The sequence below is a fragment of the Variovorax beijingensis genome, assembly GCF_003951285.1.
GTDB classification, from domain to species: domain Bacteria; phylum Pseudomonadota; class Gammaproteobacteria; order Burkholderiales; family Burkholderiaceae_C; genus Variovorax; species Variovorax beijingensis.
The window spans coordinates 232317-251915 of sequence record NZ_RXFQ01000007.1; the positions used below are offsets into that span (position 1 = coordinate 232317).

Sequence of the window (19599 nt, forward strand, 5' to 3'; positions counted from 1 at the left end):
CGATGCGTTTTTTCAAGGATCTGAGCCTCTCGGCCTTCACCGCGGGCTTCGTCGCCGTGCTCGTGGGCTTCACGAGTTCGGTGGCCATCGTCTTCCAGGCCGCGCAGGCTTTCGGCGCCACGCCCGAGATCGCGGCTTCGTGGATGTGGGCGCTGGGCATCGGCATGGGCCTGCCTTCCATCGTGCTGTCGCTGTGGTGGCGCAAGCCGGTGATGATCGCCTGGAGCACGCCCGGCGCCGCGGTGCTCGCCGTGGCGGCCGGCAGCTATGGCATGGGCGAGGCGGTTGGCGCCTTCATCGCCTGCGCCGTGCTGGTGGTGCTGGCGGGCGCCACGGGATGGTTCGAGCGCGTGATGAACCGGATCCCGATGGCCATTGCCGCAGCGCTGCTGGCCGGGGTGCTCGCACGCTTCGGGCTCGACGCGTTCATCGCCGCGAAAACCGCGCTGCCCCTGGTGCTGCTGATGCTCGGCACCTACCTGGCGGCCAAACGCCTGCTGCCGCGCTATGCGGTGCCGCTCACGCTGCTGGTGGCCATGGGCTTCGCGGCGGCGCGCGGCGAGCTCAGCTGGTCGGCGGTGCAGTTCTCGCTCACCTGGCCGGTGTTCACCATGCCGGTGTTCAGCTGGCAGGCCATCGTGAGCCTGGCGCTGCCGCTCTTCATCGTCACCATGGCATCGCAGAACCTGCCGGGCGTGGCGACGATACGCGCGGCCGGCTACGGCGACCTGCCGATCAGCAAGCTCATCGCGGCGACCGGCCTTGCCACGCTGGTGCTCGCGCCCTTCGGCGCCTTTGCCCTGAACCTGGGCGCGATCAGCGCTGCCATCTGCATGGGCCGCGAGGCGCACGAAGACCCGGCGCGCCGCTACACGGCCGCGGTGAGCTGCGGCGCCCTCTACGTGATGATCGCCTTCTTCGGCGCGGCGGTCACCGGCTTGCTCACGGCCTTTCCGAAAGAACTGGTCGCCGCCATTGCCGGCCTGGCGCTGCTGGGCACCATCGGCAGCGGGCTGGCTGCCGCGGTGCGCGACGAGCCGCACCGCGAGGCCGCGATCATCACCTTCCTGGTCACGCTCTCGGGCGTGGCCATCGCGGGCATCGGCTCGGCCTTCTGGGGCGTGGTGGCGGGTGCGCTCGCACTCGCGGTGCAGCAGGCCGGGCGCACAAAGGCCTCCGCCGGCAAGGGCATCGCCGCTTCCGGCAACATCGCGCCAGACAGCAGCAACGTGGCGGCCACCCCCGGCGCCGGAAAGACTCCCAGATGAAAAACATCCTCTTCGTCGCCGATCCGCTCGATCATTTCAAGATCTACAAGGACACCACCTTCTCGATGATGCGCGAGGCCCAGCGCCGCGGGCACCGCATCGCGGCCTGCCTGCCGGAAGACCTGCAGTGGGTGTCGGGCGGCGTGGTCACGGCCAACGTGCAGCAGATCACGCTCACCGGGGACAGCAAGGCCTGGTACCGCGAGGACATCCGCGAGTCGAAGGCGCTGAAGGACTTCGACGCGGTGCTCATGCGCAAGGACCCGCCCTTCGACGCCGAGTACATCTACGCCACCCACCTGCTCGAACAGGCCGAGCGCGAAGGCGCGCACGTGGTCAACAGGCCGCGCTCGCTGCGCGACCATCCCGAGAAGCTCGCGATCATGGAGTTTCCGCAGTTCACCACGCCCACGCTGGTCACGCGCAGCGCGCAGGCCGTGCGCGACTTCCATGCCGAGCACGGCGACATCATCCTGAAGCCGCTCGACGGCATGGGCGGCATGGGCATCTTCCGCGTCAGGCAGGACGGGCTGAACCTCGGCTCCATCGTCGAGACGCTCAACAAGAACGGCGCCGAGACCATCATGGTGCAGCGCTTCGTGCCCGACATCGTGCAGGGCGACAAGCGCATCCTGATCATCGCGGGCGAGCCGGCGCCCTTCGTGCTGGCGCGCATTCCGCAGGGCTCCGAAGTGCGCGGCAACCTGGCGGCCGGCGGCAAGGGCGTGGCGCAGCCGCTCACGCCGCGCAACCGCGAGATCGCCGAAACCGTGGGCCGCGCCCTCGCGCCGCGCGGCCTGCTGCTGATCGGGCTCGACGTGATCGGCGACTGCGTGACCGAGATCAACGTGACCAGCCCGACCTGCTTCCAGGAGATCACCGAGCAGACCGGCTTCGACGTGCCGGCGATGTTCATCGACGCGCTGGAGAAAACCCTGCGCCCTGCCTGAGCGCCGGGGCCGCGCCGGCCGGTTCGCGCTGGCGCCGGTCCTGCAGCCGCCGCGAGCGCAGCTTGCGCGCCCAGATCACGATGCCGGTGATCGACAGCATCGCCACCGCGAGCCCCATGGCCGACATCAGGATGCGGCCCGGCAGCCCGAGGATGCGGCCGCCATGCAGCGGCAGCTGCAGCTGCGCGAACACGTCCGCCGCGGTGCCGTGCCACGGCCGGTTGCTGCCGATGATGTGGCCGTCGCGCCCGTCGAGGTAGAGATTCGACAGGCCCATGCCGTCGCTGTCGTCGTGCGAGGCACGGTCGAAGAAAGAGATGTTGTAGAAGCCGCCGCGCGCGTTGTAGAACACACCGCCCAGCGGCGTCGTCCAGCCGCGGCGCCGGGCCTCGGCATCGGCCCGCGCCACGATCTCGCGAAAGCCGATGGCGGGCTCGATGCGCGTGCCCAGCGGCGCGAGCGGCACCAGCGCCGACGGTCCGGGCGTGGTCTTCGACACCAGCGAGAGCATCGGATGGAACACCTCCTTGTAGAGGTTCAGCGAGAACGAGGTGAAGGCGATCACGATGATCAGCAGCCAGATCCACAGCCCGCCCGCGCGGTGCAGATCGAAGTTGAGCCGGTAGCCGCCGGCCGCCCAGCGCACCGTCCAGGCCGGCTTCCAGCGCTGCCACCAGACGCCCGCGGGCCGGTGCTCCGGATGCACTGCCTGGCGCAGCCGGCGCGGCGTCGTGAGATAGAGCGCGACGAAGCTGTCGAGCAGCCACACCAGCGCCACCGTGCCCATGATCCAGTAGCCCAGCCGGTCGGTGCCCCACATCGCCGGCACGTGCAGCATGTAGTGCAGCTTGCGCAGGAAGGGCATCAGCGTCTCGGGCTTGAGCGAGATCGCGGTCGAGTCGCGCCGGCCGCGCACCTCGGCGGTCACCGGGTCGACGAACACCTGGTTGTAGCCGAGCCTGAAGGGCTTGCCGGTGGCCGGGTCGGTGCGCGGCTGCACGAAGTAGCTGGCGGCGTGGCCTTCCTCGAAACCCAGCGGAAGGTAGGCGACCCGCGCGCGCGGATCGTGCGCCTCGACCGCGGCGGCAAGCTCGAACGGATCCTTGAAGGGGCCGCGGCCCGCGGTGTCGTAGAGCTTGCGGTTGAGCCAGCCGTCGATCTCGTGGTCCCACGAGATGACGGCGCCCGTCAGGCCCGAGACGACGAGGAACAGGGCCACCGCCAGCCCCGCCCAGCGGTGTACGGCGGTCGCGAAGGCGCGCATCAGAACTCGAGCGTGGCCGAGAGGTTGAACGTGCGGGGCGCGCCGAGCACCAGGTAGCCGGAGCCGGGATAGCCGCCGACCGAGGACCAGTAGTTGCGGTCGGCCAGGTTCTCGATGCGCGCACGCAGGGTGAGCAGCTTGCCGCGCACTTCGGTCACGTAGCGTGCGCCGATGTCCATGCGGGTCCAGCCCGGCACGCGCAGCGTGTTGGCGGCATTGGCGTAGCTCGATCCGCTCGCCACCACGCGGCCGTCGAGCGAGAGGCCCTGCACGCCCGGCACGTCCCATTCGACGCCGATGCTGCCCTGCGCCTTGGGCACGCCGATCACGCGCTTGCCGTCCGTGATGCTGCTGCCCGTGTCCTTCTGCTTGGCGTCCAGCCAGGTCACGCCGCCCAGCAGCCGCAGGCCCTTGCTGACCTGGCCGAAGACGCTGAGCTCGGCGCCCTGGTGGCGGTCCTTGCCATTCGCGGAGAAGTAGTTGCCCTGCACGAAGGCGCGCGGCTTCTCGGTGGAGAAGAACGCAAGCGTGCCGCCGACCTGGCCGGCGTCGTACTTGATGCCGACTTCCTTCTGCTTGGACACGTAGGGGCGCAGTTGCTGGCCGGCGTTGAGCACCGGCTGGCCGCCGGACTGCGCGGGCGCGGTTTCACCCTGCGCCAGCCCTTCGATGTAATTCGCATAGACCGACAGCTGGTCGTTGGCCTTGAACACGATGCCCGCCAGCGGGCTGGTGCGGCTCTGGTCGTACGAGGTGACGGCGCCGCCGGCGGCGGTCTGCCGGCCGTTGCTCACGATGCGGTAGCCGATGTCGCTGGTCTCGATCGTCTGGTGGCGCGCGCCGAGCGTCAGGCGCAGGCGGTCGTCCATGAAGGACAGCGTGTCGCCGATGGCCAGGCTCTTGAGCGTGGTGGTGCCGTTGAGCGCGGGGTTGGCGAGGTCGTTGCCCAGGTAGGTCAGCGCCGGTGGGAAATAGCTGCGCGGATAGTAGATGCCGGTATTGAGCGTGCCGCCGGCGCCCAGGCCCATGCCGTAGGCGTTCTTCTTCTCGAGATCGAAGTAGGAATAGCCGAGCACCCATTCGTGGCCCACGCTGCCGGTGCGCAGCTTGCCGCGCACGCCGATCTCGGCCGTCTTGACCTTGTCCTCGCGCGTGTTGTCGAAGCGGGTCATCGTGGCCGCTCCCGTGAGGCCGTTGGAGACCGTCGGGCCCGCGAGGGAATTGTTCTCGTAGCTGTTGCGCGCGCCGGCGGCGGCCCAGGCCGTGATGTCCGGCGTGATGTCGTACTCGCCGCGCACCGAGCCGAAGGTGTCGCGCTCGTAGGAATAGGTCCAGGGCTGTGCGAAGTTCGTGCTGTTGTCGGGCGCCCTGGGCACCACCGCGACGCCGCTGCCGAGCGTCACGTTGGGACGCGTGCTGCGCAGGCGGTGCTCCTGGTGGCCGATGTCGGCCGAGATGCGCGCGTCGCGGCTGCGCCAGTCCAGGCCCACCGAGAACACGTCGAGCTTGACGCCCTCGCCGTCCACGCCCGTGCCGCCGTCGCGGTGCGCGGCGTTCAGGCGCACGCCCACGCTCTGGTCGGGGCCGAAGCGGCGCGCGATGTCGGTCGCGGCATAGGCCTGCGAGCCGCTGGCCGTGCCCAGCGTGACCTGCGTGAGCGGCTCGTTCGGCGCGCGCTTGGGCAGCAGGTTGATGTTGCCGCCGATGCCGCCGCCCGAAGGCGTGGCCCCGTTCAGGAATGCGCTCGCACCGCGGAACACTTCCACGCGCTCGAACAGTTCGGACGAGATGTACTGCCGCGGCAGCAGGCCATAAAGCCCGTTGTAGGCGATGTCGTCCGAGTTGACGATGAAGCCGCGGATGAAATACGACTCCTGGAAGTTGCCGAAGCCGCGCGCCACGCGCACCGTCGGGTCGTTCTGCAGCACGTCGGCCACGCTCCTGGCCTGCTGGTTCTGGATCAGCTCGTGGGTGTAGCTGGTGCTGGAGAACGGGGTACTCATCATGTCCTGGTTGCCCAGGATGCCGACGCGGCCGCCGCGCGCCACCTGGCCGCCCGCGTAGGGCTTGGTCAGGCCCTCGGCCGAGGCGTCGGCACTGGCTTCGACGGTGACGGTGGCCAGCGTGCCGTTTGTCGACGCCGACGAAGGCGAGGCGGCAGGCACTGCGGGAGCTGGCTGCGCCGGGGTGGTCTGGGCGAGCGCCGCCACTGCGTGAAGGGCCAGCAGCGAGGCGGCCACGGTCGGGCGAAGCCGGGGAAACGGAGCAGCGGACATGGAACGGTTCAATCTGTAATACAAATGAGAACCGTTATTATTCGATAACAAAGCCCATGATTTCGAAACTTTCCCGCCATGTTGCGGAAAAGTGTCAGAAAAAAGTCGTCAATCGGGCGGCTGGGCGGGGCCGCTTCAGAACGCCGCCCGCTGCCCGTCCACGAACACGTGCAAATCGCCGGGCGCGAAGGCCGTCCAGCTTTCGTTGGTGGTGAGCGGCGCGGTCACGACCACCGCCACGCGGTCGTTCGGCGTGGTGTGCTTTGCGAAGTCGATCTCCAGGTCTTCGTCCGACAGCTGCGCCGTGAGGAAGGGATGGCGCCGTTCCACGTACCAGAGATGCGTGGAGGCATGGGCCCAGAGCGCCTGGCCGTTCGACAGCATGAAGTTGAAGGTGCCGTGGCCCGCAAGCTGCGGCGCCAGTTCGCGCAGCGTGAGCGTGAGCTCCTCGATGCTCGGCACGCCCGCATGCGACTTGGCCAGCTCCTGCATGATCCAGCAGAAGGCGTGCTCGCTGTCGGTGTTGCCCACCGGGTGGAAGTTGCCGTGCAGGCGCGGGCGGAAATCCTTCAGGTCGCCGTTGTGGGCGAACACCCAGTAGCGGCCCCACAGTTCGCGCACGAAGGGGTGGCAGTTCTGCAGGTTGACAGCGCCCTGCGTGGCCTTGCGGATGTGCGCAATGACGTTGCGGCTCTGGATCGGGTAGCGCCGGATCAGCTCGGCCACCGGCGACTCGCTCGCGGGCATGTGGTCGACGAAGTGGCGCAGCCCGCGGTCCTCGAAGAAGGCGATGCCCCAGCCGTCGGCGTGGTGGTCGGTGCGGCCGCCGCGCTGCGCGAAGCCGGTAAAGCTGAAGGTCACGTCCGTGGGCGTGTTGCAGTTCATTCCAAGCAGTTGGCACATGGCGCTATTAGAGCGCGAGCGCCGCCCGCCCGGCGAACCCGGCTGCCCGTTCAGCGCACGAAGCGGCCTTCGGGCGTGACGCGCACCATCTCGATGAAGCGCGAGCCGGCATTGGCGCCGGTCGAGAAGTCGATGTCCATGCCGGCCAGGCGCAGCCTGAATGCCCGCAGCGTTGCATGCAGGCGGGCCCGCGTCAGGTCGCGGCCGGTGCGCTTGAGCGCCTCGATCATCACCAGCGCGTTCAGGTAGCCCTCGAAGCTGCCGTAGCCCACCGGCACCTGCGCGCGTTCGGCCAGCCGGCGGTAGTCGCGCGTGACGGATTCCACCTCGCCCCAGGGATAGGGCGTGACCTGCGAGATGGCCAGGCCGCTGGCCTGCAACTGCACCACCTTGGCCGTGACCTCGCCCGGCACGATCGACATGCCGTAGAACATCGGCTTGCTGCCGGCCCCATAGGTCGCCTTGATCACCTCGCCGGCCACGGTGCCGGCCAGGTACATCAGCACGGCCTGGGACTGGCTGTCGGCCAGCATCTTGCCGGCGGCCGCGGAGGTCGAGCCATCGCCCTTCACCGACACCACCAACGCGGGCGCCTGCTTGTGCGTGGCCATGGCCGCCTCGATCAGCTTCACCGCCTCGACGCCGCCCGGATTGTCCAGGTGGGCGATCGCGATCTTGTTCACGCCGATGGTCGACAGGTGCTCGACCAGCGCCTGCGCCTCGCGCGCATTGCTGGCGCGCACGAAATAGGCCGAGCCCGCCACGCGTTCGCGCGCGCTGTCGCCCACGCCGTAGCCGCCGACGCTGGGTGCGCCGCTTTGCTGCAGCAGCTTGGCCGCGGCGGCCGTGGTGCCCGAGCCCACGCAGCCGAAGAAGGCGAACACGCGGTGGTCGTTCAGCAGCTTGCCGTAGTTTTCGACCGCCTTCTCGGGCTTGAGCTCGTCGTCCAGCGCCACCAGCTTGATCTTGCGTCCGCCCACGCCGCCCTGCTCATTGATGGCGTCGAAGGCCAGCGCGGCGCCGTTGTGCACCACCTTGATCTGCGAGCCGAGCGGACCGCTCAGCACGGCCGAGCTGCCGAGCACGATTTCGGTGTCGGTCACCCCCGCCTCGGCGGCCTGTGCGGACGAGAGATGGGCCAGGCCCGCTGCGAAAACTGCCGTTCCGGCGACAAAACTTCTGCGTTGCATCGAACCCATCCCATCATTAGCTAACAAATGCTAACAATTAGAAACGATGGGTGCTTAAGTATTACTAAGTGCTTACCCTTGCGGGTCGGGTTGCCGAAGCTGCCAGGCCGCGCAGATCGCCAGCGCGCAGAGCCCGGCCAGCATCAGGAACACCTCGTCGAAGGCCGCGAGCCGCGCCGGGCTGCTCGCGGCGTTGGCCAGCGAATCGCCATGCGCCGCCAGCCGCCACTCGAGCACGATGGCGCACAGGCTCACGCCGGCCGCGCCGCCCAGCATGCGCAGGAAGTTGATCGCGCTGGCGCCCTGCGGAATCAGCGGCTTGGCGAGCGGCCGCATCGAACCGAGGTTGAGCGAGGGCAGGATGAAGCCGAGCCCGATGCGCCCGATGATGGCAAACGCCACCAGCAGCCAGAGCGCGCTGTCGAGCCGGAGCACCACCATCAGCGCGAACGAAGCCGCCAGCAGCACCAGCCCGATGCTCACCAGCATCCACGTCGGCTGCCGGTCGGCCAGCCGGCCCACGCCCGCGATGGTCAGGGCCAGCACGATGCCCGCCGGCAGCAGGATGGTGCCCACGTGCGACGCGGACAGCTGCAGCCCGACCTGCATGTACACCGGCAGCAGGTAAGTGGAGCCGAACAGCGCCGTGCCGTAGATGAAGGCGACCACGCTGCCCATGGCGAACTGGCGGTACTGGAACAGCGCCAGGTTCATCAGCGGTTCGCCGCCGCCGGCCGCGTAGCGGCGCTGCCACCAGACGAAGGCGCCAAAAGCCAGCACCGCGGCCGCCAGCAGCAGGCCGGCCTGCACCGGCGAATCGCCGCGCAGCTCGACCAGGCCGTTCAGCAGGCAGAGCGTGCCCACGGTGCCCAGTGCGAGGCCGCGCCAGTCGAGCCCGCTGCCGCGCGCGGCCGCCACGCCGCCGGGCGCCGTGGTCGGCACGAACCTGTAGGCCAGCCAGAGCGAGGCCAGGCAGAACGGCACCACCATGAAGAAGATCGAGCGCCAGCCGAACAAGTCGACCAGCACGCCGCCGATGCTCGGGCCGATGGCCGGCGCCAGCACCACGCCCATGCCGAAGATGCCGCTCGCGCGTCCCTGCTCGTGCGGCTCGAAGGCGCGCAGGATGATGATGGCCGGAATCGGCTGCACCACGCCCGCCGCAAGCCCCTCGGCCACGCGCGCCAGCAGCACCAGCGAGAAGTTGTTGGCCAGCCCGCCCGCGATGCCGCCCGCGAGCAGCAGCACCATCGTGCCCACGTAGGTGCGCCGGTAGCCGTAGCGCGACAGCAGCCACGGCGTGGTCAGCATCGAGACCGTCATCGCCACCATGAAGCCCGAGCTCACCCACTGCGCGCGATCCTGGCCCAGCGAGAAATGGTGGCTCATGCCCGGGATCGCGACGTTGACGATGGTCGAGGACATGATCGACGCCATCACCCCCACCATCACCGAAAGCAGCAGGTACCAGCGGTAGCGCGGACCGTAGCGTTCGCGCAGGGTGCCGATGGAAGGCGGGGCCGGCGAAGCGGCTTCGGGCGTGGGAGTGGTGGTCATGGGCGGTGGCCCCGGCTTTTTCGATGCGGGTCCGTCGTCCTACAAGCATATCGGGCTTTGCGCGGCGGGGCCGGAGCCCGCACGTCCCACAATGCATTGCTGTCCCGCGCTGCCTTTCCAGAACAACGAAATGAATGCTCCACCCGATGACCAGGCCGATGCCCCCGAACCGGGCGCGGCCTCTCACCTTGCCTCCGAACTCGCGGCGCCCACCGTGAGCCGCGCCTACCGCTGCCAGTGCGGCCGGCCGGTGTTCCTGCGCAACAGCCAGTGCCTGGCCTGCCGCACGCCGCTGGGCTACGTGATCGAGCGCCTGGGCGTCGTGCCGCTGGCGCCGGTCGAGGACGAAGACAACACCGACGACAGCGCGGCCGACGGCGCCGAACCCGAACAACTCTTCACCGTGTTCGGCAACCCCGACGGCCGCACCTACCGCCGCTGCGCCAACCTCATGACCGCCGCCAGCTGCAACTGGATGGTGCCGGCCCCGCGCGAGGGCGACGACCCTTCGTTCAACACCAACGGCCTCGCGCCCGGCTACTGCCTGGCCTGCAGCGTCACCCGCACCATCCCCGATCTTTCGGCGGAGAGCAACGGCGAACTCTGGCGCAAGCTCGAGCATGCGAAGCGCCGGCTCATCTCGCAGCTGCTCGCGCTCGGGCTGCCGGTGGTCAGCCGCCATGCCGATCCGGTGCACGGCCTGGCCTTCGACTTTCTCGGCAACATGCCGGGCGGCCCGCACGTGATGACCGGGCATGAACAGGGCGTGATCACCCTCAACGCCGAAGAGGCCGAGGACGCCGTGCGCGAGCGCATCCGCGCCGAAATGCGCGAGCCCTACCGGACGCTGCTCGGACATTTCCGCCACGAGATCGGCCACTACTACTGGGACCTGCTGGTGCAGCCCACGCCCTGGCTCGACGAGTTCCGCGCGCTCTTCGGCGACGAGCGCGCCGACTACGCCGCGGCGCTCCAGCAGCACTATGAACAAGGCCCGCCACCCGACTGGGCCGACCGCTTCGTGAGCAGCTACGCGAGCATGCACCCCTGGGAGGACTGGGCCGAAACCTGGGCCCACTACCTGCACATGGCCGACACCGTCGACACCGCCATGAGCTTTGGCGTGGACGCCACCAACGTCGAGCTTGCGACCGACCTGTTCACCGCGGAAGACCTCTGGCAGCCCGAGCATCCCGGCGCCGCCAGGTTCCTGGATTTCCTCAACGGCTGGGTGCTGCTCACCAACGTGCTCAACGAGCTTTCGCGCAGCATGGGACAGCCCGACTACTACCCCTTCGTGCTGCCGCGCGTGGCTGTCGGCAAGCTGCAGTTCATCCATTGCGTGATCACGCAGCAGCGCGACCGCGGCGTCTCTGCGGCCGCTTCGCCCGGCGTGCCGCTGCCGCCGGCGCAAAGCCAGCAGCAGGGCGCCGCTCAGTCCTGACGAGACCCGGCGGGCGCTCCCGCGGCGCAGCGGGGGCACATGCAGGCCTTGCCGCGCGATGCCGGCGGCAGGGCCGCGAACGGCGCCTTGCCGAAGTCGGCCGACATGCACCAGCAGGGCGGCTGTGGCTGGCCGGTTTCGCGCGCGGTTTCCATCGCGCAGCGGTTCTCCTCGCCGCACAGCGGACAGCGCGTGGTGTCGATGGTGGCGGTGGCTGTTTCCATCGCGTCAGGCGAGCTCGAAGGCCGGCAGCTTCCTGGGCACGGCCACGTTGCGCAGGGTTGCGTACACCGGCAGGCCGTTGCGGTAGGCGGGGTAGTCCTCGCCCTCGATCAGCGGCAGCAGGTAGCGCCTGCACTTGTCGGTGATGCCCCAGCCGTCCTCCGAGATGAAGTCGCGCGGCATCGGTTTTTCGACATTCGCCACCGCATCGAGCGGCGCACTGCCGATGCGGTAGGCGTAGGGCGCATCGGAGGTGCGCTCGATGGTCGGCATCACCGCGTTGCGGCCCTCGAGCGCGAGCTCGACCGCGCGCTGCCCCAGCTCGTAGGCCTGCTTCACGTCGGTGGCCGAGGCAATGTGCCGCGCCGCGCGCTGCAGGTAGTCGGCCACGGCCCAGTGGAACTTGTGGCCCAGCGCCTCCTTGACCATCTGCGCCACCACCGGCGCCGCGCCGCCGAGCTGCGCATGGCCGAAGGCGTCGCGTGTGCCTTGCTCGGCCAGGAAGGTTCCGTCAGGGTAGTGGCAGCCCTCGGACACCACCACCGAGCAGTAGCCATGCTGCTTCACCAGCTCGTCGATGCGCGCGAGAAAGCGCGCCTTGTCGAACTCGATCTCGGGGAACAGCACCACCACCGGAATGCCATGGTCGGCCACGAGCCCGCCGGCCGCCGCGATCCAGCCCGCATGCCGCCCCATCACCTCGAGCACGAACACCTTGGTGGAAGTGGCGGCCATCGAGCGCACGTCGAACGAAGCCTCCAGCGTCGACACCGCCACGTACTTGGCGACCGAGCCGAAGCCCGGGCAGCAGTCGGTCAGCGGCAGGTCGTTGTCGATGGTCTTGGGCACGTGGATCGCCTGCAGCGGATAGCCGAGCGACTGCGACAGCTGGCTCACCTTGAAGCAGGTGTCGGCCGAATCGCCGCCGCCGTTGTAGAAGAAATAGCCGATGCCGTGCGCCTTGAACACCTCGATCAGCCGTTCGTATTCGCGCCGGTTCTTCTCGAGCGACTTGAGCTTGTAGCGGCACGAGCCGAAGGCGCCCGAGGGCGTGCTGCGCAGCGCCGCAATGGCCTCGGCCGGCTCGGCGCCGGTGTCGATCAGCTCCTCGGTCAGCGCGCCGATGATGCCGTTGCGCCCGGCGTAGACATTGCCGATGCGGTCCGGGTGTTTTCGTGCCGTCTCGATCACGCCGCAGGCCGACGCATTGATGACCGAGGTGACGCCGCCCGACTGGGCGTAGAAGGCGTTGAGGATGGGCATGCGGCCATTCTCCCGCAGCCTCGAGCCAGGCGCCAGTGGTCCTGTTTCAGCGCCCGCCCAGGCCCATCGCCCGCGTGATCACCTCTTTCATGATCTCGTTCGTGCCGCCATAGATGCGCTGCACCCGCGCATCGGCATACGCGCGCGTGATCGGGTACTCCCACATGAAGCCGTAGCCGCCGTGCAGCTGCACGCAGGCGTCCATCACCTTGCACTGCAGGTCGGTGGTCCAGTACTTGGCCATGCTGGCGGTGGCGGTATCGAGCTTCTCGGCCATCAGCAGCTCGATGCACTTGTCGACGAACACCTGCGCCACCTGCACCTCGGTCTGCAGCTCGGCGAGCGTGTAGCGCGTGTTCTGGTAGCTGCCCACCGGCTGGCCGAACACCTTGCGCTCCTTCACGTAGGCCACGGTCTGGTCGATGGCGGCCTGCGACGCGGCCACTGCGCTGATCGCGATCTGCAGCCGCTCCCACGGCAGCTGCTCCATCAGGCAGACGAAGCCGCGGTTCAGCTGCGCGGCATCGCCGAGCAATGCGTCGGCCGGCAGCCGCACGTCGTCGAAGAACAGCTCGGAGGTGTCCTGCGCCTTCAGCCCCAGCTTCTTGAGCCGCTTGCCCTTCTCGAAGCCCGGCATGCCGCGCTCGACCAGGAACAGGCTGGTGCCCTTGGCGCCCGCGGCCGGGTCGGTCTTGGCGACCACGATCACGAGGTCGGCATGCCAGCCGTTGGTGATGAAGGTCTTGCTGCCGTTGAGCAGGTAGCTGCCGTCGGGCTGGCGGATGGCGCTGGTCTTGACCGCCTGCAGGTCGCTGCCCGCGCCGGGCTCGCTCATCGCGATGGCGCCGACCATCTCGCCGCTCGCGAGTTGGGGGAGGTAGCGCTGCTTCTGCGCCTCGGTGCCGTAGCGCAGGATGTAGGGGGCCACGATCTCGCTGTGCAGCCCGAAGCCGATGCCCGTGAAGCCGCGCGCCCAGAGTTCCTCGAACTGGATCACCGAATAGAGCAGGTCGGCACCCGCGCCGCCGTAGGCCTCGGGCAGCGCCATGCAGAGAAAGCCGTTCCCGCCGGCCTTGGACCAGACGGCGCGGTCCACGTAGCCCTGTTCTTCCCACGCCTCGTGGAAGGGCGCGATCTCCTTGTCCATGAAGCGGCGGAAGCTGTCGCGGAAGGCCTCGTGGTCGGCGCTGAAAAGCGTGCGTTCGATCATGGCCTCAGCGCCCGGGGAAGCTTGGTGGGCGCTTCTGCAGGAAGGCGCTCACGCCTTCGCGGAAGCTGGGGCGGTCGATCAGCTCGCGCTGGCGTTCGCTTTCGTAGTGCAGTTGCTCGGCCAGCGTGTGGCGCTCGGCGGCCTCGAAGGCTTCGCGCGCCTCGACCACCGCATGTGCCGGCAGGCGGGCGAGCCGCTGCGCGATGGCGCGCGCTTCTTCGAGCAACTTTTCGTCGTCCGCGCAGGCCCAGATCAGGCCCCACTGCACCGCGCGCCCCGCACTCAGGCGCTCGTCGAGCAGCGCCATGCCCATCGCACGCGCCTTGCCGGCGCGCCGCGGAATGGCCCAGGTGCAGCCCAGGTCCGGCACGATGCCGAGCTTGGGCAGGAAGGGCAGGTAGAAGTACGCGCTGCGCGCCGCAATCGTCACGTCGGCGGCCAGGGCCAGGCCCACGCCGGCGCCGGCCGCGGGGCCGTTGACGGCCGCCACCACCGGCACGGGCAGCGTGCGCAGCGTCTCGATCAGCGGGTTGCTGAGCGACTGCATCCACTCCGCGGTCTGCGCGCCGAGCGACTTGCCTTCGTCGCCGGGCGCCATTGCGCTCAAATCTGCGCCCACGCAAAAGGCCTTGCCGGCGCCGGTCAGGATCACGGCGCGCACCGCGCGGTCATCGCGGATGCGTTCCAGCGTGTCACGCAGCTCGACCTGCAGTTCGCGCGCAATCGGGTTCAGCTTGGCCGGCAGGTTCAGCGTGAGCGTGGCGATGCCGTCGGCCAGCTCGTAGAGCACGTAGGGCTGTGCGTTCATCAGAGCCTTTCCACGATGGTGACGTTGGCCATGCCGCCGCCTTCGCACATCGTCTGCAGGCCGTAGCGCTTGCCGCGCCGGCCCAGCGCGTGGACCAGCGTCGTCATGAGCTTGGTGCCCGAGGCGCCCAGCGGATGGCCGAGCGCGATGGCGCCGCCGTTCACGTTGAGCCGCGCGGGATCGGCGTTCAGCGCCTCCAGCCAGGCGATCGGCACGGGCGCGAAGGCTTCGTTCACTTCATAAAGATCGATGTCCTGGATGCGCATGCCGGCCTTTTTCAACGCATGCAGCGTGGCGGGCAGCGGCGCTTCCAGCATGATCACGGGGTCGTGCCCCATCACGCTCATGTGGTGGATGCGCGCGAGCGGCTTCACGCCCAGGGCCTTCAGGCCGCGTTCGTTCACCACCAGCACGCCGCTTGCGCCGTCGCAGATCTGGCTCGCGGTGGCGGCGGTGCAGCGTCCGCCCTCGGCAATCAGCTTGACGCCCGCGATGCCTTCGAGCGTGGCATCGAAGCGGATGCCTTCGTCCACCGTGTGCTGCTCGCCGGTGCCGCTGCCGTCGGCCTGCAGGATCTCGATGGGCACGATCTCGCCTTCGAACGCGCCCGAGCGCGTCGCGGCCATGGCTCGGCGGTGGCTTTCGAGCGCATAGCGGTCGAGTGCGTCCTTGTCGATGCCGTAGTTCTTCGCGATCATCTCGGCGCCGGTGAACTGGCTGAACTCCACGCCGGGGTAGCGTCTTTTCATGGCCGGGCTCATGTAGGTGCCCAGGCCCGCCTTGGCCGGCAGCGCATTGGGCGTGAACATCGGCACGCGCGTCATGCTTTCGACGCCGCCCGCAATCACCGCGTCCATGGCGCCCGACATCACGGCCTGCGCCGCAAAGTGCAGCGCCTGCTGCGACGAGCCGCACTGCCGGTCGACCGAGGTGCCCGGCACCGACTCGGGCAGCCTCGACGCCAGCACCGCATTGCGCGCCGCGTTGGTCGCCTGCTCGCCCACCTGGCTCACGCAACCCAGGATCACGTCTTCCACCGCGGCCGGATCGATGCCGCTCTTCGCCACCAGCGCGTCGATCACCTGCGCCGCCAGGTCGGCCGGATGCCAGCCCGCGAGCTTGCCGCCGCGCCGCCCGCCGGCCGTGCGCGCGGCGGCCACGATGTATGCCTCTGCCATGGTCATGTCCCTTCAGAAAAGAAAACAGCGTGAACCGCGCGGCGCCCAACGCAAAAAAGCCGCCCGTCACGGCGGCGGCGTTCGGTGCGTGGAAGGTCCATGGCATCGAGGTTCGATGCCGGGGCCGCTCAGGTCAAGCCGGGGACAACCCGAGCGGCAGCAGTCGCCAAGGCGACCGGCGGCGCACCGGTGGCGGCAGCGGCATGGCCGCGGGCTGCGCGTCCGACACCGTGATGCACGAGGCTTCGAGTGCCGACACCAGCATGCGCCGGTGCTCGCTGCCTTCGAAGCGCTCGCCCGGGGCGAGCACGATGTCGCGCGGATCGCGGTCGAGCGTCACCCAGACCGAGCCGCTGCGGCATTCGATGCCCACGCCGGCGCCATCGGGCACGGCAAAGATGGAACGGGTCGGCAGGCTGAGGTGAAAGCGGGAAGAGAGAGGCTGGGTGCTCATGGCAAGCTCCATTGCATTCGTGATATGAATGAATATAGTGATCCAGCCTCCCTCTTGCACACGGTAATTCGGAACTCGTTGCATGCATTCAGAGAATGTGAAAGCCCTTGGTACCGGGGCCGGCGAACTGCCGCCACTTGAGCTGCTGCGCAGTTTCGAGGCCGCGGCGCGCCGGCTGAGCTTCACGCTCGCGGCCGGCGAACTGCACCTGACCCAGTCGGCCGTGAGCCGGCAGATCCAGCAGCTCGAAGCCAGCCTGGGCGTGCTGCTGTTCGAGCGCCGGCACCGCGCGCTGGCGCTCACCGAGGCGGGCGGCGTGATGCAGCGGGCCGTGACCGACAGCCTGGAGCGGCTGCGCGACGCCACCGCGCGGGTGCGCGCCAGTTCCGCGCCGCGCCAGGTGGCCATCACCACCACGCCGGGTTTCGCGTCGCTGTGGCTCATTCCGAAGCTGGCGCGCTTCACCGGCAGCCATCCGCAGGTCGACGTGCGCGTGTCGGCCACGCTCGACGTGCTGGACCTGGAGAGCGGCCGCCTCGACCTGGCGGTGCGCTTCATGCCGATCGGCCGCGGCATCGGTCCGGCGCTGTTCGAGGAATCGGTGATCCCGCTGTGTTCGCCGCAACTCGCCGCCTCGCTGCGCACGCCGGCGGACTTCGCGAACCTCACGCTGCTCACCATCGAATACCCGGACCACAGCGAGGCACCCACCGCCGATTGGGAACCCTGGCTCAAGGTGATGGGGCTCGACGACCTGCGCATGAAGAGCACGCTGCGCTTCACCCAGTACGCCGATGCGGTGGCCGCCGCCGTGGCCGGGCAGGGCGTGGTGATCGGCCGGCTGCCGCTGCTGCGCGAACTGATGCAGGACGGCCGGCTGGTGGCGCCGCTCGGCGAGGGCGCGGCTTCGCACCGCGGCTACTTCATCGAGACCTCGCGGCGTGCCGCGGGCAATCGCGACGCACAGGAGTTCGCGCAATGGCTGCGCGACGAGGCCGAGGCGGCGCAGCGGACCTGAAGGATTTGTGCGGAAACTCCTCGCGCATCCGGCGTGGCGCGAGGCGTGGGCTTTGCGCCACAGCCGCAGGCGCCGCGCTTGCACACAGCACGCGTGCTCGCCAGAATCCGCCCTTCGTTTTTCAGCAACAGTTTTTCATCCGCGCCTGGCGACGACCAACCTCCCGGGCGGCAACACATTCAATGAACCGTTTCCTGAACACCTGACCCGCACACCGACCGCCCCGGCCGGATGTGCATCCATGCATCCGCCGAGGCCCATCGACAAAGGCCCCGCGCAGCCATTCGCCGGGGCTTTCCTGTTTCTGGAGTGTGCGCACATGAGTGCTCAACGAAAGGCCCGCGACGACGACAAGCGTCTGGGCCGGTTCTATTTTTCGGTGCCGAATGCGGCACCTCGCAACCCCGTGGTGGCCGCCGTCGCGCGCGGCGAATCGAATCAGAAGGCGGGCCGCCACCTGCGTACGCACCGTGCGGAACGGCGCGCGCAGAAGGTCGCGCTGCAGAAGGCTGCGCGCAGCCTTGGGCGGGAGGGCTGACGATGCGCGAAGACATGGACAAGGTCATCGTGGAACGCCCGCGCCGCGGAGGTGGCGTGCAGGGCGACGGGCGCGCATTTCGAAACAGCAGGGAGCGCGGTTCGCATCTCGGCATGAAGCGTGGCTACGACCACCCGAAGGGGCTCAACGAGAACCTCCAGCCGCTCCGGCGCTGGCTGCACAAGCAGGTGCACCGGCCGTGGGACAAGGTGTGGAGCGAGCTCTGCCGGGGCATCGACCGGCGCAGCACGGTGCAGGCGCACATCTTCCTGCACATCGACGACTTCGTCGTGCGCGATGCGGTGATGCACGGCGGCGAGGTGCTGGTGCGTTCGCGGTGGTGGGCGGGCAGCGACCGCGTGCCGCTGCGCGAGGCGCCCCACGTCGAGCTCTTCGTGCATCCGGCCACCGGCATCCTGTTGCCCAACCGGTATCGGCGCGGCGCGGCACAGCGCCGCAAGGCCGAACGCGAGGCGAAGGTGGCGGCGGCGCAAGGGGTGGTGAAGCCCTGCGCGCCCTACCATGCGATCGACGCCGTCACGCAGTGGCATCGCATCGACGGCTGCTGGTGGGAGGTGACGCTCGCGCGCGTGCCCGAGGTGCGCCGGCTGGAGCCCGCGCCGCGCTGCTACGACGTGCTGCGGCGCTGCCTGGTCACGCGCCGCGGCTGCGAGCCGCCCGCCTTCGGCACCACCGACACGATGGCGATGTACGGCCGGCCCAACGTGTATGCGGAGTGCATGCGCAAGCTCGGCCGCGCGGAGGTGCGCTCGCGGCTGGGCGAGCGCGGTTGAGCGAGCGCCTGCGCGATGCCGCTCAGGGCTGCGCGCAGGCGAGGCCCGCTTTTTCGTGCGTACGCGGCAGCAACAGGAACGCCAGGGTGCCCACCGCCAGCATGCCCGCGATCGTGAGGAACACTGCGCGAAACGGCTCCACGCCGTTCGACGTGGCCCACGACGCGGCCACGCCCGTGGTCCACTGCATCAGCGACACGCCGAGGAACATCGCCATGTTGAGCAGCGACAGCGCGCGCCCCGTCATGGCCGCCGGATAGGCGGCGCGCGTGTACGAATACTGCAGCACCGAGTAGCCCGAGAGCAGTCCATAGAGGATCGGCAGGCCGATGTCGACGGCGAGCGAATGCGTGAACGCCATGAACGCGAAGATCACCGCGGCCGCGAACGCGCAGCCCATGAGCCAGCGGCCGCGCCGCCGGCCGCCCGGGTCGAGGCGGCCGAAGATGGCGGGGCTGATCATGCCGGCGATGGTCATCGCCAGCGCCACATTGCCGCTGCTGACCAGCGACAGCCCGTGGCGGTCGTGCAGCACGGGGCCGAGCCAAAGGCCGCGCAGGGTGATGAACGCGGCATACGACACGCAGGCAAAGCACAGCAGGCCCAGCGTGTGCGGCATGGCAAAGAGCGGCAGCAGTTCGCGCACGGCCTTGGCGAGCGTCTGGCGTTCGTGCGGCACCGCGCGCGGCGGTTCGTGCACGCGCCAGAACACGAAGCCCCACGACAGCACCGCGAAGCCCGCGAGGCAGGCGTAGCCCGCGCGCCAGCTCGCGGCTTCGATCAGCAGCGCGAGCGGCGTGCCGGTGAACAGGATGCCCAGCCCCGCCATGCTCATCACGAGGCCCGACATGGCCGTGAAGCGCGCGGCCTCGAAGTGCCGTGCGATGAACACGGTGCAGGCGAGAAAAGCCGGCGCGCAGCCGACGCCGATCATGGCCTGCCCGAGCAGCAGCGCATGGAAGCTGGGCGCGGCTGCACACAGCACCGCGCCCACAATGGCAAGCGGAAAGGCCGTGAGCACCGTGCGCCGCACGCCGTAGATGTCGATCGACACACCCATCGCGAGCTGCGTCGCGCCGAACATGAAATGGAAGGTGCCTGCCCACAAGCCCAGCGCCTGGGCCGAGAGGCCGAAATGCTGCGCGAGCGGCGTGGCCATCATCGCGCCGACGGTGCGAAAGGCCTGGCTCAGCGCGAAAGCGGAGGCCAGCACGATCAGCATCGATGTGGCCGAACGTGCCGAGGCAGGGGAGAGGGTCATG

General features: G+C 69.2%; 18 protein-coding genes. 6 read left to right on the top strand and 12 right to left on the bottom strand.

Features of this window, described 5'->3' with window-relative positions; genetic code table 11:
• Positions 1-2: 2 nt before the first annotated feature.
• Both EJO66_RS14440 and gshB read left to right on the top strand, forming a co-directional pair.
• Complete coding sequence (locus tag EJO66_RS14440; RefSeq protein ID WP_125965479.1) at positions 3-1268, top strand: benzoate/H(+) symporter BenE family transporter; 1266 nt, start codon at positions 3-5, stop codon at positions 1266-1268.
• Positions 1265-2218 carry a glutathione synthase gene (gene gshB / locus EJO66_RS14445; RefSeq protein WP_124958513.1) on the top strand — a complete coding sequence of 318 codons (954 nt, stop codon included), beginning with the start codon at positions 1265-1267 and terminating at the stop codon, positions 2216-2218. Before EJO66_RS14440 ends, gshB begins: the two co-directional genes overlap by 4 nt.
• On the opposite strand, the gene EJO66_RS14450 is transcribed toward gshB, so the two are convergent.
• The 5 genes from EJO66_RS14450 to EJO66_RS14470 all read right to left on the bottom strand — a co-directional run bounded on the left by EJO66_RS14450 (position 2181) and on the right by EJO66_RS14470 (position 9408).
• Complete coding sequence (locus EJO66_RS14450; protein WP_124958514.1) at positions 2181-3482, bottom strand: PepSY-associated TM helix domain-containing protein; 1302 nt, start codon at positions 3480-3482, stop codon at positions 2181-2183. The two genes, gshB and EJO66_RS14450, sit on opposite strands and share 38 nt — an antisense overlap.
• Positions 3482-5758 (bottom strand): TonB-dependent receptor, encoded by a 2277-nt coding sequence (locus EJO66_RS14455; RefSeq protein ID WP_125965480.1) that lies wholly within the window; start codon positions 5756-5758, stop codon positions 3482-3484. Before EJO66_RS14455 ends, EJO66_RS14450 begins: the two co-directional genes overlap by 1 nt.
• Positions 5759-5893: 135 nt before the next feature.
• A complete protein-coding gene (locus EJO66_RS14460) occupies positions 5894-6661 on the bottom strand; it encodes a class II glutamine amidotransferase (RefSeq protein ID WP_124958516.1) in 768 nt (255 codons plus the stop codon).
• Positions 6662-6711: 50 nt separating this feature from the next.
• On the bottom strand, positions 6712-7851 hold the full coding sequence (locus EJO66_RS14465) for an ABC transporter substrate-binding protein (protein WP_124958517.1): 1140 nt from the start codon (positions 7849-7851) through the stop codon (positions 6712-6714).
• A 72-nt stretch (positions 7852-7923) separates the two neighbouring features.
• Positions 7924-9408, bottom strand: coding sequence for a DHA2 family efflux MFS transporter permease subunit (locus EJO66_RS14470; protein ID WP_124958518.1), 1485 nt, complete (start codon positions 9406-9408; stop codon positions 7924-7926).
• A 130-nt stretch (positions 9409-9538) separates the two neighbouring features.
• On the opposite strand from EJO66_RS14470, the gene EJO66_RS14475 reads away from it, so the two are divergent.
• A complete protein-coding gene (locus tag EJO66_RS14475) occupies positions 9539-10852 on the top strand; it encodes a zinc-binding metallopeptidase family protein (protein WP_125965481.1) in 1314 nt (437 codons plus the stop codon).
• Here EJO66_RS14475 and EJO66_RS14480 read toward each other — a convergent pair.
• The 6 genes from EJO66_RS14480 to EJO66_RS14505 form a co-directional block, all read right to left on the bottom strand.
• Positions 10843-11076, bottom strand: coding sequence for a cysteine-rich CWC family protein (locus EJO66_RS14480; protein ID WP_124958520.1), 234 nt, complete (start codon positions 11074-11076; stop codon positions 10843-10845). The two genes, EJO66_RS14475 and EJO66_RS14480, sit on opposite strands and share 10 nt — an antisense overlap.
• A gap of 4 nt (positions 11077-11080) precedes the next feature.
• Positions 11081-12337, bottom strand: a complete 1257-nt coding sequence (locus EJO66_RS14485; RefSeq protein ID WP_125965482.1) for a 6-phosphofructokinase — start codon at positions 12335-12337, stop codon at positions 11081-11083.
• Between the two features lie 46 nt (positions 12338-12383).
• Positions 12384-13547, bottom strand: a complete 1164-nt coding sequence (locus tag EJO66_RS14490) for an acyl-CoA dehydrogenase family protein (RefSeq protein ID WP_125965483.1) — start codon at positions 13545-13547, stop codon at positions 12384-12386.
• Between the two features lie 4 nt (positions 13548-13551).
• Positions 13552-14355, bottom strand: coding sequence for an enoyl-CoA hydratase-related protein (locus EJO66_RS14495; RefSeq protein ID WP_125965484.1), 804 nt, complete (start codon positions 14353-14355; stop codon positions 13552-13554).
• Positions 14355-15533 (bottom strand): acetyl-CoA C-acetyltransferase, encoded by a 1179-nt coding sequence (locus EJO66_RS14500; RefSeq protein ID WP_125965485.1) that lies wholly within the window; start codon positions 15531-15533, stop codon positions 14355-14357. The genes EJO66_RS14495 and EJO66_RS14500 overlap by 1 nt, the downstream gene beginning before the upstream one ends.
• A 133-nt stretch (positions 15534-15666) precedes the next feature.
• Positions 15667-15987, bottom strand: coding sequence for a DUF2917 domain-containing protein (locus EJO66_RS14505; RefSeq protein ID WP_124958525.1), 321 nt, complete (start codon positions 15985-15987; stop codon positions 15667-15669).
• A gap of 82 nt (positions 15988-16069) precedes the next feature.
• Here EJO66_RS14505 and EJO66_RS14510 point away from each other — a divergent pair, with 82 nt between their 5' ends.
• The 3 genes from EJO66_RS14510 to EJO66_RS14520 all read left to right on the top strand — a co-directional run bounded on the left by EJO66_RS14510 (position 16070) and on the right by EJO66_RS14520 (position 18337).
• Positions 16070-17005 carry a LysR substrate-binding domain-containing protein gene (locus EJO66_RS14510; RefSeq protein WP_124958526.1) on the top strand — a complete coding sequence of 312 codons (936 nt, stop codon included), beginning with the start codon at positions 16070-16072 and terminating at the stop codon, positions 17003-17005.
• Between the two features lie 319 nt (positions 17006-17324).
• A complete protein-coding gene (locus EJO66_RS14515; protein WP_124958527.1) occupies positions 17325-17543 on the top strand; it encodes a hypothetical protein in 219 nt (72 codons plus the stop codon).
• A gap of 14 nt (positions 17544-17557) precedes the next feature.
• The gene (locus tag EJO66_RS14520) at positions 17558-18337 is read left to right on the top strand and encodes a hypothetical protein (RefSeq protein WP_223262250.1); all 780 of its coding nucleotides are present in this window, start codon (positions 17558-17560) and stop codon (positions 18335-18337) included.
• A gap of 22 nt (positions 18338-18359) precedes the next feature.
• Here the strand turns inward: EJO66_RS14520 and EJO66_RS14525 are convergent, their stop codons facing one another.
• Positions 18360-19598, bottom strand: a complete 1239-nt coding sequence (locus EJO66_RS14525) for an MFS transporter (RefSeq protein ID WP_125965486.1) — start codon at positions 19596-19598, stop codon at positions 18360-18362.
• Between the last annotated feature and the right edge of the window lies 1 nt (position 19599).